Genomic DNA, 16,635 nt, shown 5'->3' with positions numbered 1-16,635 from the left:
AAGACTACGCAAGCACCGGCTTGAAGTAAACGCCCCAAGACCGACGACGGCGGCGCTACGCTTGCGGTGCCGCGTTGTGCGGGGCACAAGGGCGTAAGTCGATCAGACGCGAAAGAAGTGATACCATGCCCGCGATTGCCCCAGGTCTGCACCTGATTGCCACTCCTATCGGCGCGGCGCGCGACATCACTTTGCGCGCGCTTGACCTGCTGGCCGGTTGCGATCTGCTGGTCGCAGAGGACACCCGCAGCCTGCGGCGGCTGATGGAATTGCACGGGGTCGCCCTGAACGGACGCCGCGTGCTGCCCTATCACGACCATAACGGCGCGCAAATGCGGCCGAAATTGCTTCAAGCGCTGCGCGAGGGGCAATCGGTGCTCTATGCGTCAGAGGCCGGAACGCCGCTCGTCTCGGACCCCGGATTCGGCCTTGCCCGCGCCGCGATTGATGCCGGCCTTCCGGTGCTGGCAGCACCGGGCGCCTCTGCGGTCATGGCGGCGCTTTGCGTGGCGGGCCTGCCAAGCGACAGGTTTTGTTTCTTGGGCTTCCCGCCTGCTCAAGCCGGGGCGCGCAAACTTATGCTGGCAGAGGCCGCAGCCGTACCCGCCACGCTTCTGTTCTACGAATCGCCCAAGCGGATTCACCGATTCTTAAACGAACTCTGCGACAGTCTTGGAGCAGACAGGCAAGCCGCGCTTTGTCGTGAATTGACCAAGCTGCATGAAGAGGTGTTGCGCATGCCCCTGGGCGAATTGGCACTGGCAATCAAGGATCGGTCGCTCAAGGGCGAAATCGTGCTGGTCGTGGACCGCGCCGCGCCGTTCCGCGCGGATGAAGAAACGCTGGATGCAGCCTTGGATGCAGCATTGCGCGACATGTCGGTGAAGGAAGCGGTCGCTCAGGTGGCGCGTGATCTGGGGCTGCCACGTCGCGACGTGTATCAGGCCGCCCTTGCGAAAGGGACAGAGACATGAACCACGCCCGCAACCATTACGCCGGTCTGGCCGCCGAAGACAGCGTCTTGCGCGACTATACAGCCAGAGGTTATCGGCTATTGGAACGGCGCTATCGCGGACGGGGCGGCGAAATCGACTTGGTGCTTGGCCTTGGCGACGAGGTCATCTTTGTTGAAGTAAAGAAAAGCCGCAGTTTCGATGCCGCGCGCGCAAGATTGGGACAGCGCCAGATTGCGCGGGTGTTCGCGGCCGCGGCCGAATTTCTGGGCGGGCAGCCCAACGGACAATTGACGCAAACACGCTTCGATCTTGCGCTGGTCAATACGCAAGGCGACGTCGCGATCATGGAAAATGCGCTCTGGCCCTGACCGGCTGCCATTGCAAGAGGCCAGTTCCTCGTCCATCTAAAGCCTAACAGCAGTTTGGCACAGGACGAATGACATGGCGCTACGCGTTGCCTTTCAGATGGACCCGATCGAAACCGTCAATATCGACGGTGACAGCAGTTTCCGCATTGCACTGGAAGCGCAGGCGCGCGGGCATAAGGTGTTCGTCTACACGCCCGACAAGCTTTGCTACCGCGAAGGGCGTGTGATGGCGCAAGCGCAAGCGGCAACCTTGCAGCGGGTTGCCGGCAACCACGTGGCACTTGGTCCGGTGCAGGACTTGGATCTTGCCGAGGTCGATGTGGTCTGGCTGCGGCAAGATCCGCCTTTCGACATGGGCTACATCACCACCACTCATCTGCTGGACATGATCCATCCGCAAACGCTGGTGGTCAATGATCCGTTCTGGGTGCGCAATTACCCCGAAAAGCTGCTGGTCTTGCGCTTTCCAGAATTGACACCACCGACCATGATCGCGCGCGATCTGGCGACCATCCGCGCCTTCAAGGCAGAACATGGCGATGTGATCCTGAAACCGCTTTACGGCAATGGCGGCGCAGGCGTGTTCCGGTTGGACGCGGGCGACCGCAACCTTGCCTCGCTGCACGAATTATTCACCGGCATCAACACAGAGCCGCTGATCGTGCAGAAATACCTACCTGCCGTGACGAAAGGCGACAAACGGGTCATTTTGGTCAATGGAGAGCCCATCGGCGCTATCAACCGCGTGCCAGCCGAGGGCGAGACGCGCTCGAACATGCATGTGGGCGGACGTGCCGAAAAGGTCGCACTGACCGATCGCGACCGCGAGATTTGCGCCGCAATCGGGCCTTTGCTGCGCGAGAAAGGGCAAATCTTCGTCGGTATCGACGTGATTGGCGACTGGCTGACAGAGATCAACCTGACCTCGCCCACCGGCTTGCAGGAACTGGAACGGTTTGACGGCACCAATGGCGCGGCGCTGATCTGGGACGCGATCGAGACCAAGCGCGCCACCGGATGAGCTGGCAACTCAAGGTCTTGCGCGTGTTCCTGCGGCGCGTGGCGCGCCGCTCGCTGGCGCGCCAGCCCGACAGCGCGGGCGCGCGCAAATGGTTCGAGCGTGGCGCATGGCTGAACGCGCGCGGGCGGCCATGGCAGCACTTCACGCCCGACAGGTTGGGCGATATACCCGCGCTCTGGACCGCCCTGCCCGCCCCCGGCGCGCCGATGATCCTGTATTTGCATGGCGGCGGTTATGTCATGGGCAACCCGCACACCCATGCGGCACTGGCAGGTTACCTGAAGCGCAAGACGGGGCTGGAGGTCTGCCTGCCCGATTACCGTCTGGCCCCCGAACACCCGTTTCCAGCAGCGTTTGAGGATGCGCTGGCCGCCTGGCGCGCCTTGCTTGCCAAAGGCCATGCACCGGGAAAAATTGTGCTGGCAGGCGATTCGGCAGGCGGGGGGCTGGCGCTGGCGCTGCTTGGCCATCTTTGCGCGACAGGCCAACCGCGCCCCGCCTGCGCCGTGACCTTTTCGCCCTTCACCGATTTCGCGTTTGAAGGCCCGTCGATTGTTCAGAACGCGCGCAGCGAAATCCTGCTGCCAATCACCCGGTTGGAACGGCTGCGCGACCGTGTACTGCAAGGGGCGGACCCGCGCGACCCGCGCATCTCGCCGCTTTACGGCACCTTTGTCGGCGCGCCGCCGGTGCTGATACAGGTGGCGCGCACCGAAATCCTGCATTCGGATTCCACGCGCATGGTCCAACATCTGCGGGCGCAAGGGGTTGATGTGACGCTGCAAGAACGCGGCAACCTGCCCCATGTCTGGCAATATTTCCACGGCTGGTTGCCAGAGGCGCGCGCATCCCTGACAGAAGCCGCCGCCTTCATACGCGCGCAGGCTGGTCCAGCCCCATCAGCCGGAAGCTGATCGCCTCTGCCATATGCGGCGCGCGCACCGTGTCGCAGCCATCCAGATCGGCAATCGTGCGCGCAACGCGCAGCAGGCGGTGATAGCCGCGCGCGCTCAGGCCCAAACGGTCGGCGGCGCGGGTCAGCAGCGCGCGGCCCTCTGTGTCGGGGGCCGCGATGTCTTCCAACAGCGCGCCTTCGGCATCGGCATTCACCCGCACCGCCCCATGCCCTGCATAGCGCGCAGCCTGAGCGCCCCGCGCGCGGGCCACACGCGCCGCCACATCGCGCGACGCTTCGCCCGTGGCGGGCAGGTCCAGATCGGCCAGCCCCACGGGCGGCACTTCGACCCGCAAATCGAACCGGTCCAGCAGCGGGCCGGAAATGCGGCCCATGTAATCCTCGCCACAAGCAGGCGCGCGGGCGCAGGCGCGGTGCGGGTCGGACAAGTAGCCGCATTTGCAGGGGTTGGCGGCGGCGACAAGCAGGAACCGGCAGGGGTAACGCACATGCGCGTTCGCGCGGGCGACGACGACTTCGCCGGTCTCTATCGGTTGGCGCAGGGTTTCCAACACCGCGCGGGGGAATTCCGGGAATTCATCAAGGAACAGCACGCCGTTATGGGCCAGCGAAATCTCTCCCGGTTTCGCGCCCTTGCCGCCGCCCACAATCGCCGCAACGGATGCGGTGTGATGTGGTTCGCGGTAGGGGCGTGCGCGAGAAATGCCACCTTCGTCCAAAAGCCCTGCGATGGAATGGATCATCGAGGTTTCCAAAGCCTCGGCGGGTGACAGCGGCGGCAATATCCCGGCCAGCCGCGCCGCCAGCATGGATTTGCCCGAACCGGGCGGGCCGACCATCAGCATGTGGTGCCGTCCAGCGGCGGCGATTTCCAAAGCACGTTTCGCGCGCTCTTGTCCTTTCACGTCGAACAGGTCACGCGCGCCGGTATCGGTTGTTACCTCTCCCGGTTTGGCGGGGGCAAGCGGCGCTTGGCCGGTGAAATGGCGGATCAGCTGCGATAGCGTTTCGGGGGCGAGAACGCGGGCAGCATCGACCCAAGCCGCTTCGGGCCCGCAAGGCGCGGGGCAGACCAGCGCAAAGCCCGCTTCGGCGGCGGCCATGGCGGCGGGCAAAGCGCCCACCACGGGCACGAATGCCCCATCAAGCGAGAGTTCGCCCAGCGCGACGCTTTGGGCCACCTCCTCGGACGGCAAGATGTCCAAAGCTGCAAGCAAGGCCATGGCGATGGGCAGGTCGAAATGCGACCCTTCCTTCACGATATCGGCGGGCGACAGGTTGACGGTGATCCGCTTTGACGGCAGCGCGATTGACAGGGCCGACAGCGCCGCGCGCACCCGTTCGCGCGCTTCGGACACCGCCTTGTCGGGCAGACCGACAATCTGGAACGCAGGCAAGCCCGGAGACAGCGCGCATTGCACTTCGATAAGGCGGGCCTCAATCCCCTCGAAAGCGACAGTGAAAGCGCGTGCGACCATGACCCACCCCGGTTGACCGGGAAAGGTTAACGTCAAACTGGTTTCCAACTGGTTAACACATCCAGATCACGCAAGCGTGTTGCCCCCTGCGGCGGGCTGCCGCAGGGAAAAAGTGAACCGGTACCGCCCACGGGGCGTAAAACTTGCAAACAAAGCGCACAGCCGGGGGAAACAATGGCACTTGATTTCAGTGACGACCGCAAGTTTTCGCGTCAGGCCATGAAGGCCGAATTGCTGGATGCGGAGACCGAATTGAAACTGGCCTATGCGTGGCGCGACCACCGCGACGAGGCTGCGCTGCACCGGCTGATCACGGCCTATATGCGGCTGGCGATTTCGATGGCGGGCAAGTTTCGCCGCTATGGCGCGCCCATGAATGACCTGATTCAGGAAGCCGGGCTGGGCCTGATGAAAGCCGCCGACAAGTTCGATCCGGATCGTGGCGTGCGGTTTTCGACCTATGCTGTTTGGTGGATCAAGGCCAGCATTCAGGATTATGTCATGCGCAACTGGTCCATGGTGCGCACCGGGTCGACCAGCAGCCAGAAATCGCTGTTCTTCAATCTGCGGCGCGTGCAGGCCAAGCTGGAACGCGAAGCCATGGCGCGCGGCGAAACGCTGGACCCGCACCAGCTGCGCGAGATGGTTGCGCATGAGGTGGGGGTGCCCCTGCATGATGTCGAGATGATGGAAGGCCGCCTGTCCGGGTCCGACTATTCGCTGAACGCCATGCAATCCAGCGACGAAGACGGGCGCGAATGGATTGATGTGCTGGAAGATGACAGCGAACAAGCATCGGTCGGGGTGGAGCACGCCCATGACACCGCCCAATTGCGCGAATGGTTGTTGGCCGCGCTTCAGGGGCTCAGCGAGCGCGAACGCTTTATCGTGCGCGAACGCAAGCTGCGCGCAGATCCGCGCACGCTGGAAAGCTTGGGCGAAGAATTGGGCCTGTCGAAAGAGCGCGTGCGCCAGTTGGAAGCTGCGGCGTTCCAGAAAATGCGCAAGAGCCTTGAGACCCAGTCCAAGGAAGTGCTGAACTTCCTCGCATGAGGTGGATGGTCCTTTGCGCCGCTCTGGCCCTGCCCGCGCAGGCAGAGCAAATTGCGCCGGACGGGCTGGACAGCTTGCCCGGCGCAGATGTTTATTTTCTGGGCGAAGTGCATGACCATCCCGACCACCACCTAAACCAAGCGCGCGCAATCGCTGCGATCAAGCCCAGCGCCATGGTATTCGAGATGTTGACCGAGGGGCAGGCCGCCAATGCACCCGCAACATGGGAGAGTTCTGACGCATTGGCCGAGGCCTTGGCATGGGACGGAACCGGCTGGCCCGACTTTGACATGTATTATCCGATTTTCGAAGCCGCCCCGGCCGCGCGCATCTACGGTGCGGCAATCCCGCGCGACCAAGCGCGTGCCGTATTTGAGCAGCCCGTGGCAGAGGTGTTCGCCGGCGACGCCGTGCGTTTCGGGCTGGACCAACCGCTGACCCCGGAAGAGCAGGCCACGCGCGAAGACCTGCAAGCCGAAGCCCATTGCAACGCCTTGCCCGCAGACCTTTTGCCCGGCATGGTCACAGTGCAACGCTTGCGCGACGCCGAACTGGCGCGCGTGACGGAACGGGCCTTGCGCGACACTGGCGGGCCTGTGGTGGTGATTACCGGCACCGGCCATGTGCGCCGCGACTGGGGCGCCCCTGCCGCCTTGGCGCTGGCGGCACCGGGGGTCACAAGCGTTGTGGTTGGCCAGTATGAAAGCGCAGCACCCGACCCTGCTTTGACCGATTTCTGGATCGTCACCGAAGCCGCCCCGCGCGACGACCCTTGCGCCGCGTTTCAATAGGGCTTTTGCCCGGCCGCCAGAGCCGCTATCCCAAAGCATGAAGTTACAGAAAGGCCTGCCATGCTGTCGGGAAAGCGCATTTTGGTCACATCCGGCCCCACGCATGAACCGATTGACCCGGTGCGCTACATTGCCAACCGGTCCTCTGGTGCCCAAGGCACGGCGATTGCAGAGGCATTGCGCGATCTGGGCGCGGATGTTGTATTCGTGAGTGGCCCGGCGCAGGTGCCCGCGCCGGCAGGCGTGGCTGTGATGCGCGTGGAAACCGCGCTGGAAATGCTGGCTGCAGTGGAAGCCGCGCTGCCGGTCGATGCCGCGGTGATGGCCGCCGCCGTGGCCGATTGGCGCGTTAGGAATGCCGCCGACCAAAAGATGAAGAAAACCGCCCAAGGTATTCCAATGCTTGAATTTGTTGAAAACCCGGACATTCTGCAAACGCTGTCGCATCATGCGCAGCGCCCCGCGCTGGTGGTGGGGTTTGCCGCCGAAACCGAAAACGTTATCGCCCATGCGCAGGCCAAACGTGCGCGTAAGGGCTGCGACTGGATCTTGGCCAATGATGTCTCTGCCGCCACCGGCATTATGGGCGGCACGGAAAACGCGGTGCATCTGATAACCGCCGATCATGTCGAGCATTGGCCACGCATGGCGAAATCCGACGTGGCTGCACGTCTGGCCACCCGCATTGCACAGGCGCTGGCATGACCGACATTCTGTTCCAGTACCTGCCCGATGCGGACCAAGCCGTGCCCCTGCCCGCCTACGAAACCGCCGGGGCTGCCGGGGCCGATATTCGCGCCAATCTTGCGCCGCAGGACCGCGCAAGCGGGCTGGCGCTGGCGTCCATGGCGCGGCTTTTGATCCCGACCGGGCTGGCCTGCGCCATACCCGAAGGATTTGAAATGCAGATCCGCGCGCGCTCTGGTCTGGCGCTGAAACACGGCCTGACCCTGCCCAATGCGCCCGCTACCATCGACAGCGATTACCGCGGGCCTTTGGGCGTGATTTTGCAGAACCTTGGCGACGCGCCTTTCACGGTGGAACACGGCATGCGGATTGCGCAAATCGTGATCGCGCCCGTGGTGCGGGCGCGCTTTGTCGCAACCAATACGCTACCCGACACTGCGCGCGGCGCGGGCGGATATGGCTCTACCGGGGTGACGTGATGGGTTTGGTTCTGTTCCTGATGGCCGGGCTATGGGTGCTGGGCTGGGCGATGAAAACCCCCAAACGCGCGCGGTTCATCATGATCGGGCTGGTCTATGTGGTCGTCGTGATCGCACAGCTTGTGTTGCCCGAAACCACGCCCATCCGGGTGGCAACGGGGGGCGATGTGCGCCCATGGCTGGTGCTGGGCGGGGCCGTTGGGCTGGTCGTGCTGTATGTCTGGGGCCTGAAACGGTTGCGCCGCCTTGCCCCGGAACCGGCCCAGTCCGCGCCCCCCCAAACCGGCCCGTTCCGAGAGGCGGAACTGAACCGCTACGCCCGCCACATCGTTCTGCGCGAATTGGGCGGCGCGGGGCAACGCAAGCTGAAAGAAGCGTCGGTTTTGGTTATCGGCGCGGGTGGGCTTGGGTCGCCCGCCTTGCTGTATCTGGCTGCCGCAGGGGTGGGCACGATCGGGGTAATTGACGATGACAGCGTTGACGGGTCGAACCTGCAACGTCAGATCATCCACCGCGACCGCGACATCGACACGCCAAAAGTGTTTTCCGCACAGGCCGCGATGCAGGCGCTCAACCCGTTCATAATGGTCAAACCGTATCATCGGCGGCTGACCGCAGAACTGGCCGCTGATCTATTCGCCGAATATGACCTGATTCTTGACGGCAGCGACAATTTCGACACGCGCTACATGGTCAATCGTGCTGCCGTTGCCACGGGCATGCCGCTGATTTCGGGTGCCATCACGCAATGGGAAGGGCAGATCAGCCTGTATCATCCCGCAAGCGGCGCGCCCTGCTACGAATGCCTGTTCCCCGCGCGCCCTGCCGAAGGGCTGGCCCCAAGCTGTGCCGAAGCCGGGGTGGTGGCCCCCCTGCCCGGCATTATCGGCAGCCAAATGGCGCTGGAAGCGATCAAGGAAATAACCGGCGCAGGGCAGTCCTTGCGCGGGCGTTTGATGTTGCATGACGCGCTTTATGGCGAGAACCGGGTCGTCACGATCAGCCGACGGCCCGATTGTGCCTGCTGCGGGTCAGCTTAGGGTTAGACGCAGACGCAAAAAGCCCTTCTTGTCTGCCCCCATCACTTCGGGGGCAAAGCTGGCAATCTGGCGCAGATGGTCCAGTGCCGCAGGGGCGGTGCGCAACACAACGCTGGCCCCCTCTACCGGCATCAGGCGGAAGGGTGCGGTGGCATCGACCTGCAAGACATCTTGCTTCTCGACATGTTCGCGCAGCACGTCGCGCACGATGGCCGGATGCTCGAAGCAGATAGAGGATGGCTTTGCCCCCGGATAATTCCCCGCACCCTGCGCGCGGAAATTATTGGTGCACAGGATGAATTCGGCAGTCATGTCCAAGGGCGCCCCGGCATGGCGCAAATTGCGGATGCGGCTATGCGCCGGGTTCAGCTTTGTCCCGTCGGGACCAAAGCGCGGCGGTTGCGTCAGGTCGATCTCATAGGTCAGACCATAGATGATTTCGAAATTATAGCCCGCGAAGGCCGGGTTCATCAACGGCTGGTCCTGCACATGCGGATGTATCTGGTTGAAGGCAGAGGCAGAGCGCTCCAGCCACTGGGCGATCTGCGCCCCGGTCAGGCGCGACGCGGCAACCTTGTTGGGGTAAACATACAGATCCGCCATGCTGCGCAGGGTCAACTGCCCTGCCGCGATATTGGTATAATTGCGCGCGCCGCCCAAGCCCCCGGCCTTGGACGGAGAGACAGCCGACAAAACCGGAAGCCCGGCAAGCTCTGGCCCGATGCGCCCGGTCACGAATGATTTTTGTGCCTGCGCCACAAGGGCCGCCGCGGCAGAGCTGCCAAGATACACGAAAAAACTGTGGATCGGCGTGTCGCAGCGCCCGATAGGCTGGCGGATGCTGGCCAGAACCGCATCATGTGCGCGTTCGACGATCTTGCGCACCTTGGGGCTGCGCATGGGCTGACTGCGATCTGCCGCCACTTGTGGAAAATTCATGGCCGCATCGCGCAAGGCGCGGGTTTCGACATTATGGTTGATCACGCGCCATTTACCGCCTTCGCGTTGCAGCGACAGATCAATCACCCCCAGATGCGACCCGAAGAACCCGCTCATAACTGCAGGTTTGCCCGCAATCGTGCCGCGCTCAACATCGACCGAGGGGATATCCGCAAACGCGCGCGACGGGAAAACCTGATGCGTGTGGCCCGACAGAACCACATCAACCCCCTCTATCCGGGCCAAGGGAATGACCGCGTTCTCCATACCATGCGTGTAGCGCAACGGCCCAATCCCGGTATGCGCCAACAGCACGATCAGATCTGCACCGGCCTCTCGCATTTCCGGCACCCAAGCGCTAACGGCTTCGACCATGTCGCGCACGCCCAGCTTGCCCTGAAGCTGCTGGCGTTCCCATGTCATGATCTGCGGTGGGGCCACACCCAGAACGCCGATGCACAAATCATGCATCAGCCCGATACGGTCGCGCACCTGCCGGCGCAGCAAGCTGTAGGGCTTGACCAACATCCGGTCTTCGCGCGGTGTGCGGCCGATCTGCTTGGCAATATTAGCAGAGACGACCGGAAATTCCGCCCGCGCCAGTGATCTTTCCAGAAATTCCAGCCCGTAATTGAATTCATGGTTGCCGATCGTGATGGCATCGTAGCGCATGGCGTTCATCGCGGCCAAGACCGGGTGCAGATCGCCCTCGCGCAACCCCATGTCATAGGCAAAAAAATCGCCGACCGGCGTGCCTTGCAGGAAATCGCCATTGTCGAACAACAAGGTTGTCCCGGCCTCTGCGCGGGCGCGGTCAACCAGTTCGGCCAAGCGCGACAGGCCGAAATCCGGGTTCGGACAATCCGCATAATAGTCGTAGGGGTGTAGGTGGACATGCAGATCCGTCGTCTCCAGAATACGGAGATCGACGGTCTGCCTTACATCTGAAACCGGCATGAAGCGCAGCTTTTCCTGTCCCATGACAAACTTTTTCTGTTACGAGCGTTAACCAAGTTACACAGGGGATAAGAGAGAAATCTGGCCATCATCGCGCAGGAATATGGCATTTGGGCGTTTGGTGCCGTATTTGCGAGGATGAGCGACATACTAACACAACCTTTAATTGAGCATCGTTTTCCAGACAACACAAGTCTTTACGGGAAATGAAGACTGCTCGAAACGGAAAAACACCATGAAAGCGCTTGAAATGGCCTTTGCCGGGCACTGGGACAGCCGCGCTGCCGAAGAACGGGCAACATCAGACAGCTTGCGCGCGGGATCGCAGGTCTTGCCACTGTGGCGGGGCAAACCGCAGATCGCCCAAGATTGCCTTGCATGGGTCGCCGCCGACAGCCCGGTGTTGCGCCACGCGGGCGATAGCTGGCTTTTTCTGGGCCGACAGAACGGGCAACCGCGCTTTGCCGCCGACATCTCTGGCTGGGAACCCGACGGGCTGGACAGGGCCGCTTTGGAAATGTTCGCCGACCCGTCGGAACAAACCTATCCCGGCGCAGCCCCCGGCGCGTGTTTTGCGGAATTGCGCTTGGCCATGACAACGCTATCTGCGCCAGAAGCGGCCTTGGCGGCAACCGCGCGCGCCGTGTTCAACTGGCACCGGTCGCACCGGTTCTGCGCTGCGTGTGGCTCGACCAGCCAGATCGCGCCCGGCGGCTGGGAACGCCACTGCTCAAGCTGCGGCGCCAAGCATTTCCCACGCACCGACCCGGTGGTCATCATGCTGGTCACATATGGCAACAAGCTGCTTCTGGGCCGGTCGCATGGCTGGCCAGAGGGCATGTATTCCGCGCTTGCAGGCTTTGTCGAACCCGGAGAGACGCCCGAGGGCGCGGTCGCCCGCGAGGTTCTGGAAGAAACCGGCATCCGCATCGGGCGCGCGCGCTACCTTGGCGCGCAGCCATGGCCCTTTCCGAATTCGCTTATGCTGGGCTATCTTGCCCAAGCCGAAACCGACCAGATCATCCTTGATGACGAATTGGAAGACGCGCTCTGGATCAGCCGGGAAGACCTGCTGGCCGTCATGGCTGGCGAGCGCAGCCACCCAAGCCCGGCGCGCAAAGGGTCTATCGCACATGCGATGATCCGCCACTGGCTGGCCGGGTATGCCTAGCATGCTCTTGCCTTTCACGCGGGAAATAATCAGGTTAGGACCATGACAGACAGCCCCCTGACAAAGCCCCCCGCCATGCTCTGGAACCTTCCGAATATCCTGACTATTCTGCGGCTGCTGGCCGCGCCGGGGATTGCTGTCCTGTTCCTGTATTTCCATCGCCCCTTTGCCGACTGGTTCGCACTGGCCTTATTCGGGTTGGCAGCGCTTACGGATTTCTTCGACGGCTACCTGGCCCGCGCCTGGAAGCAAGAAACCCGGCTGGGCGCCATGCTGGACCCGATTGCCGACAAAGCGATGGTGGTGATCGCGCTTCTGGTCATTACCGGCTATTCCGGCATGGACCCATGGTTGATCCTGCCCGCTACGGCCATCCTGTTTCGCGAGGTCTTCGTTTCTGGCCTGCGCGAATTCCTTGGCGACACGGCGGGTCTGCTGAAAGTGACCAGATTGGCAAAATGGAAAACCACGGCGCAGATGACCGCCATCGCGGTGCTGTTTCTGGCGCTGGGGCTGGACTACACGCGTGAGGCCAGCAGCACGCGGCTTGATATCGACCTTTTGGACACGCTCGGCCAAATCGGGACGACCGATGTTTCGGTAATCGACCTTGCCACCTATGACGGCGGGGTCGTCTGGATCATCGGACTGGCGCTGATCTGGATCGCGGCCCTTCTGACCTTGCTGACGGGCTGGGATTACTTCCGCAAAGCCCTTCCCCATCTCGGAGCGAAACCATGAAACGCGAGATCCTCTATTTCGCTTGGCTGCGCGAACGCGTGGGCCTGCCTCGTGAAACCATCGAAACCAGCGCGGGCACGGTGGCTGAACTCGTGGCCGAACTGGCCGCGCGCGAAGATCGCTATGCGCTTGCCTTTTCGGACCCAAGCGCCTTGCGCGTGGCAATCGATCAGGAACTCAGCGATTTTACCACACCGCTTGGCGACGCGCGCGAAATCGCCTTCTTCCCCCCTATGACCGGCGGCTGACCGCGATGGATATTCGCGTGCAACAGGCACCGTTCGACTTCGGGCAGGAATGCAACAGCTTTGCACAGACCCAAAGCAATATCGGCGCAGTCGTCACCTTCTGCGGCATCGTGCGCAACAATGACAGCGGCACGCTGCGCCAGATGGAAATAGAACATTACCCCGGCATGACCGAACGCGCGCTTGAAGATATCGCACAACAGGCGCAGTCGCGCTGGTCGCTGTCCGATTGCAAGATCATCCACCGCTTCGGCCCCCTTGCCCCCGGTGACACCATCATGATGGTCGCTACGGCCAGCGCGCACCGCGCAGACGCCTTTGCCGCCGCCGATTTCCTGATGGACTATCTCAAGTCCCGCGCGCCGTTCTGGAAAAAAGAGATCACCGATCAAGGCGCAGACTGGGTCGCGGCAAAAGACAGCGACGAAGCCGCCCTTACCCGCTGGTAGCCCTTCATCCTTGCCCAAATATCCCGGGGTGAATGGGGCCGACAGGCCCCAGAGGGGCAGCGCCCCTATAACCTTCAAGCATCACGCAAAAAGGCGGGCACTTGGCCCGCCTTTTTTCAATTCGGTCAAAGCTGGGTCAGCCCTGGGTGGCGCTTTCCACGCTCACCGATACACCCGGACCCATGGTCGAGCTTAGGAAAACCTGCTTCATATAGGCACCCTTTGCGCCCGTCGGCTTGGCTTTGGCGACCGCATCGACAAAGGCGCGGATATTCTCGGCCAGTTTGGTGTCGTCGAAGGACACTTTGCCAACACCGGCATGAACCACGCCCGCTTTTTCGGCCTTGAACTGCACCTGACCGCCCTTGGCGGCTTCTACGGCGGCTTTCACGTCCATCGTGACCGTGCCGACCTTGGGGTTCGGCATCAGGTTGCGCGGGCCAAGAATTTTGCCCAAACGGCCCACGATCGGCATCATGTCCGGCGTTGCGATGCAGCGGTCGAACTCGATCTTGCCCGATTGGATGGTTTCCATCAGGTCTTCGGCACCCACGATGTCGGCGCCAGCGGCGGTCGCTTCATCAGCCTTCGGGCCGCGTGCGAACACGGCCACGCGCACGGTTTTGCCGGTGCCGTTGGGCAGCGACACGACACCGCGCACCATTTGGTCGGCATGGCGCGGGTCAACGCCCAGGTTCATCGCGATCTCGATGGTTTCATCGAATTTCGCGGTGGCGTTCGCCTTGATCAGGCTGACGGCCTCTTCCACGCTCAGATTTGCTTTGCCGGCAAAGGCTTCGCGGGCGGCTTTCACGCGTTTTGCAATTTTAGCCATTGGATTACCCTTTCACCTCGATGCCGATCGACCGGGCAGAGCCCGCGATGATCTGCATGGCGCCTTCGATCGTGGTCGCGTTCAGATCTTTCATCTTCGCTTCAGCGATTTCACGGATCTGCTTGGTGGTCACGGTGCCTTGCACGGTGCGGCCCGGCATGGGCGAACCTTGCGCGCGGTTCCGCTTGCCAACAGGCTTCAGGCCAGCGGCGCGCTTCAGATACCAAGACGCAGGCGGCGTCTTCAGGTCCATCGTGAACGATTTGTCCTGATAGTAGGTAATCACGGTCGGAATAGGGGCGCCCGGCTCCATCTCTGCGGTGCGGGCGTTGAATTCCTTGGTGAACATCATGATGTTGATGCCGCGCTGACCCAGTGCGGGACCAACGGGCGGCGACGGGTTTGCTTTACCCGCCGGAATTTGCAGCTTCAGCTGCCCAACGACTTTCTTGGCCATCTGGCCTCTCCTTCTTGTCACCTCGCCCCCGGTCGCGACCGGCGGGCTGCTTGCGGTTTAGTGGTGCGGTCTGACCGGGCGCGCCCGGCGACCTCCCACAACACTCATGCGTTAGACGTCTTTCGACACCTGCATGAATTCCAGATCGACCGGGGTGGCCCGGCCAAAGATCGACACCATCACCTTCAGGCGGTTGTTGTCGGCATCCACTTCCTCGACCATCCCAGAGAAACCCTCGAACGGTCCGTCATTGACCTTGACCTGCTCGCCGACCTCAAAATGGATCAGCGTGCGCGGTGCTTCCTCGGTTTCCTGAACACGGTTCAGGATGGCATTCACCTCGTCATCGCGCATGGGCATGGGTTTGCCCTGCGTGCCCAAGAACCCCGTCACGCGGTTGATGGAATTGATCAGGTGGTAGCCTTTCGGCGTCATTTCCATACGCACCAGAACGTAACCCGGCATGAAGCGCCGCTCGGTCGTCACTTTCTTGCCGCGACGCACTTCGATCACTTCTTCGGTCGGCACAAGGACTTCTTCAATCATGTCCTGCATCCCGGCCTCTTCGGCGGCGGTGCGAATGGCTTCCGCGATCTTCTTTTCGAAGTTCGACAAAACGCTTACCGAATACCAGCGTTGGGCCATGATGCTCTTTCCTGTCTCGGGCCAGAGGGTGGCGGCAGGCGCGCACCGTCCAGATGAAATAAAACAGCGCACCGAGTCGGTGCGCCTTTCGTGGTTCTGTTACAGCCGTGGCGCGCAGGTTTCAAGCCCTACGCGCACCCCAGCTTAACCGAACATTCCCAACAGCCCACCAAGGCCGGTGCGGATCAGCAGATCAACCAGAAAGAAGAACACGGCAGTCAGTGCAGCCAGTGCCAAAACCATCAATGTGGTGATGACCACTTCGCGCCGATTGGGCCATGTGACCTTCGCGGTCTCGGCGCGCACCTGTTGCATGAACTGAAAAGGATTCGTCTTGGCCATGGGTCCGCCTGTCACTTGCTTGACCCCCACATACGCAGCCATCGGGCCGGTTTCAAGCGTGTTTCGAAGCGTCTTCGCCAGTGCCCGCCTCTGGCAGGCGCAGGAATGTCACCTTCGCCATCGTCGCCAGCCGCGCGCAATCCTCGTGGTAGCGGTCCAGATCCGTCTCCAATGCGGCGGGGTCGAACGGGGCCGGGCCGGGAAATGCATCGGATTTTGGGTAAAGCGCGCGCGCCTCTTTGATGACCTCTGTCACATTGCAGGCAGGGTCATTGGCCAGCACCTCGCGCGCATGCTCTAGCGCACGAAGCGATGTGCCGACCAGCCGTTTGCGCTCTGGCAACTCGAAGCGCCGACCACAGCCCAGCATGGTGTCCAGAAGCGTCGGCACGATGGCCGGGTAGTCCTCGTAGCGCCAGACCACGACCCGTGCCACCCCCGGCACCGCGCCCAAGCGCTGGACCAATTCCGACCAGCGCAAGGCATCGGTGCGCACCTGCGCCAGATAGTCGTCTATTGAGGTGAACCGGCCGGCATTCTGCTGCTGACCATGCGCCGAGTTCAGGAATGACAAAGGCGCACGGATCGACAGGTAAACCGTCGCATCATCACAACCCAAGCTTTCCAGCAAGCGTGTCAAGCGCGGGGCGGCTGCGGGGTAGAACCGCGCGCCCTTGGCCACAAGATCGGCGCGGGTGGTGCCAAGGATATTTTCTTCCGACAGGACAAGGCGGCACATACGGTTGCGCGCAAAGGCGGCCAACAGGTCCGTGGGGGGCTTGGTGCCAGAACCGCCAAGCGCGGGCAGCCGCAATTTGCCGCGCAACAATTCGGGGCCGAAATAGGCCACGCCTTTTTGCCGCAGAATACCGCGGGCCTTGCTGAAACCGTGCTGCAAATGCGAGGTCGCGGTTTTATGCGCGCCAACATGGATCGACAGCGACAAGCGCTCTGTGCCGACCTGTTCCAGACTGGCAGGGGCGGAGGGGCTCGAACCCCCGACCCTCGGTTTTGGAGACCGATGCTCTACCAACTGAGCTACACCCCTACGTCTGTGCCGCG

Annotated in this window: 19 protein-coding genes, 1 tRNA gene and 1 pseudogene; 13 read left to right on the top strand and 8 right to left on the bottom strand. The window is 62.4% G+C overall.

Features of this window, described 5'->3' with window-relative positions; all coding sequences use genetic code 11:
* Nucleotides 1–125 precede the first annotated feature (125 nt).
* From rsmI to AWT76_RS05060, 4 genes are all read left to right on the top strand, one after another.
* The gene (rsmI, locus tag AWT76_RS05075; protein ID WP_072245391.1) at nucleotides 126–974 is read left to right on the top strand and encodes a 16S rRNA (cytidine(1402)-2'-O)-methyltransferase; all 849 of its coding nucleotides are present in this window, start codon (nucleotides 126–128) and stop codon (nucleotides 972–974) included.
* The gene (locus tag AWT76_RS05070; RefSeq protein WP_072245390.1) at nucleotides 971–1,324 is read left to right on the top strand and encodes a YraN family protein; all 354 of its coding nucleotides are present in this window, start codon (nucleotides 971–973) and stop codon (nucleotides 1,322–1,324) included. The genes rsmI and AWT76_RS05070 overlap by 4 nt, the downstream gene beginning before the upstream one ends.
* A 73-nt stretch (nucleotides 1,325–1,397) precedes the next feature.
* Nucleotides 1,398–2,345 carry a glutathione synthase gene (gshB, locus tag AWT76_RS05065; protein WP_072245389.1) on the top strand — a complete coding sequence of 316 codons (948 nt, stop codon included), beginning with the start codon at nucleotides 1,398–1,400 and terminating at the stop codon, nucleotides 2,343–2,345.
* Nucleotides 2,342–3,259 (top strand): alpha/beta hydrolase fold domain-containing protein, encoded by a 918-nt coding sequence (locus AWT76_RS05060; RefSeq protein WP_072245388.1) that lies wholly within the window; start codon nucleotides 2,342–2,344, stop codon nucleotides 3,257–3,259. Before gshB ends, AWT76_RS05060 begins: the two co-directional genes overlap by 4 nt.
* Here the strand turns inward: AWT76_RS05060 and AWT76_RS05055 are convergent.
* Nucleotides 3,216–4,739, bottom strand: coding sequence for a YifB family Mg chelatase-like AAA ATPase (locus AWT76_RS05055; protein WP_072245387.1), 1,524 nt, complete (start codon nucleotides 4,737–4,739; stop codon nucleotides 3,216–3,218). The genes AWT76_RS05060 and AWT76_RS05055 overlap by 44 nt on opposite strands.
* Before the next feature lie 174 nt (nucleotides 4,740–4,913).
* On the opposite strand from AWT76_RS05055, the gene AWT76_RS05050 reads away from it, so the two are divergent.
* The 5 genes and pseudogenes from AWT76_RS05050 (at nucleotide 4,914) to AWT76_RS05030 (ending at nucleotide 8,789) form a co-directional block, all read left to right on the top strand.
* A complete protein-coding gene (locus AWT76_RS05050) occupies nucleotides 4,914–5,792 on the top strand; it encodes an RNA polymerase factor sigma-32 (RefSeq protein WP_072245386.1) in 879 nt (292 codons plus the stop codon).
* Nucleotides 5,789–6,583, top strand: a complete 795-nt coding sequence (locus AWT76_RS05045; RefSeq protein ID WP_072245385.1) for a ChaN family lipoprotein — start codon at nucleotides 5,789–5,791, stop codon at nucleotides 6,581–6,583. Before AWT76_RS05050 ends, AWT76_RS05045 begins: the two co-directional genes overlap by 4 nt.
* A gap of 63 nt (nucleotides 6,584–6,646) precedes the next feature.
* Nucleotides 6,647–7,288: pseudogene (locus AWT76_RS05040) on the top strand (phosphopantothenoylcysteine decarboxylase domain-containing protein); the annotation flags it as partial.
* Nucleotides 7,285–7,749: a dUTP diphosphatase gene (gene dut, locus AWT76_RS05035; protein ID WP_072245384.1), complete on the top strand. Its 465-nt coding sequence runs from the start codon at nucleotides 7,285–7,287 to the stop codon at nucleotides 7,747–7,749. The pseudogene AWT76_RS05040 and the gene dut, both read left to right, overlap by 4 nt.
* Nucleotides 7,749–8,789, top strand: coding sequence for a HesA/MoeB/ThiF family protein (locus AWT76_RS05030; protein WP_072245383.1), 1,041 nt, complete (start codon nucleotides 7,749–7,751; stop codon nucleotides 8,787–8,789). The genes dut and AWT76_RS05030 overlap by 1 nt, the downstream gene beginning before the upstream one ends.
* Here AWT76_RS05030 and AWT76_RS05025 read toward each other — a convergent pair.
* The gene (locus tag AWT76_RS05025; protein ID WP_072245382.1) at nucleotides 8,781–10,709 is read right to left on the bottom strand and encodes a bifunctional 2',3'-cyclic-nucleotide 2'-phosphodiesterase/3'-nucleotidase; all 1,929 of its coding nucleotides are present in this window, start codon (nucleotides 10,707–10,709) and stop codon (nucleotides 8,781–8,783) included. The two genes, AWT76_RS05030 and AWT76_RS05025, sit on opposite strands and share 9 nt — an antisense overlap.
* Before the next feature lie 211 nt (nucleotides 10,710–10,920).
* Here AWT76_RS05025 and nudC point away from each other — a divergent pair, with 211 nt between their 5' ends.
* From nudC to AWT76_RS05005, 4 genes are all read left to right on the top strand, one after another.
* Complete coding sequence (nudC, locus tag AWT76_RS05020) at nucleotides 10,921–11,856, top strand: NAD(+) diphosphatase (protein WP_072245381.1); 936 nt, start codon at nucleotides 10,921–10,923, stop codon at nucleotides 11,854–11,856.
* Nucleotides 11,857–11,931: 75 nt separating this feature from the next.
* Nucleotides 11,932–12,597 (top strand): CDP-diacylglycerol--glycerol-3-phosphate 3-phosphatidyltransferase, encoded by a 666-nt coding sequence (gene pgsA, locus AWT76_RS05015; protein ID WP_072247469.1) that lies wholly within the window; start codon nucleotides 11,932–11,934, stop codon nucleotides 12,595–12,597.
* Nucleotides 12,594–12,845, top strand: coding sequence for a molybdopterin converting factor subunit 1 (gene moaD, locus AWT76_RS05010; RefSeq protein WP_072245380.1), 252 nt, complete (start codon nucleotides 12,594–12,596; stop codon nucleotides 12,843–12,845). Before pgsA ends, moaD begins: the two co-directional genes overlap by 4 nt.
* 5 nt (nucleotides 12,846–12,850) lie before the next feature.
* On the top strand, nucleotides 12,851–13,294 hold the full coding sequence (locus tag AWT76_RS05005) for a molybdenum cofactor biosynthesis protein MoaE (protein WP_072245379.1): 444 nt from the start codon (nucleotides 12,851–12,853) through the stop codon (nucleotides 13,292–13,294).
* Between the two features lie 136 nt (nucleotides 13,295–13,430).
* On the opposite strand, the gene rplA is transcribed toward AWT76_RS05005, so the two are convergent.
* From rplA to AWT76_RS04975, 6 genes are all read right to left on the bottom strand, one after another.
* Nucleotides 13,431–14,129 carry a 50S ribosomal protein L1 gene (gene rplA, locus AWT76_RS05000; RefSeq protein ID WP_072245378.1) on the bottom strand — a complete coding sequence of 233 codons (699 nt, stop codon included), beginning with the start codon at nucleotides 14,127–14,129 and terminating at the stop codon, nucleotides 13,431–13,433.
* Nucleotides 14,130–14,133: 4 nt separating this feature from the next.
* Nucleotides 14,134–14,586 carry a 50S ribosomal protein L11 gene (gene rplK / locus AWT76_RS04995; RefSeq protein WP_072245377.1) on the bottom strand — a complete coding sequence of 151 codons (453 nt, stop codon included), beginning with the start codon at nucleotides 14,584–14,586 and terminating at the stop codon, nucleotides 14,134–14,136.
* Nucleotides 14,587–14,697: 111 nt separating this feature from the next.
* Nucleotides 14,698–15,231, bottom strand: a complete 534-nt coding sequence (gene nusG, locus AWT76_RS04990; protein WP_072245376.1) for a transcription termination/antitermination protein NusG — start codon at nucleotides 15,229–15,231, stop codon at nucleotides 14,698–14,700.
* A 144-nt stretch (nucleotides 15,232–15,375) separates the two neighbouring features.
* Nucleotides 15,376–15,573 carry a preprotein translocase subunit SecE gene (secE, locus tag AWT76_RS04985; RefSeq protein ID WP_072247467.1) on the bottom strand — a complete coding sequence of 66 codons (198 nt, stop codon included), beginning with the start codon at nucleotides 15,571–15,573 and terminating at the stop codon, nucleotides 15,376–15,378.
* Nucleotides 15,574–15,625: 52 nt separating this feature from the next.
* Nucleotides 15,626–16,519, bottom strand: coding sequence for a hypothetical protein (locus AWT76_RS04980; RefSeq protein ID WP_072245375.1), 894 nt, complete (start codon nucleotides 16,517–16,519; stop codon nucleotides 15,626–15,628).
* 26 nt (nucleotides 16,520–16,545) lie between these two features.
* Nucleotides 16,546–16,621: transfer RNA gene (locus AWT76_RS04975), tRNA-Trp, on the bottom strand.
* Between the last annotated feature and the right edge of the window lie 14 nt (nucleotides 16,622–16,635).

It is taken from the genome of Roseibaca calidilacus (genome assembly GCF_001517585.1).
Lineage (GTDB): Bacteria > Pseudomonadota > Alphaproteobacteria > Rhodobacterales > Rhodobacteraceae > Roseinatronobacter > Roseinatronobacter calidilacus.
Note: the sequence above shows the minus strand (reverse complement) of the source record. Positions and strands in the feature narration are given on the sequence as shown.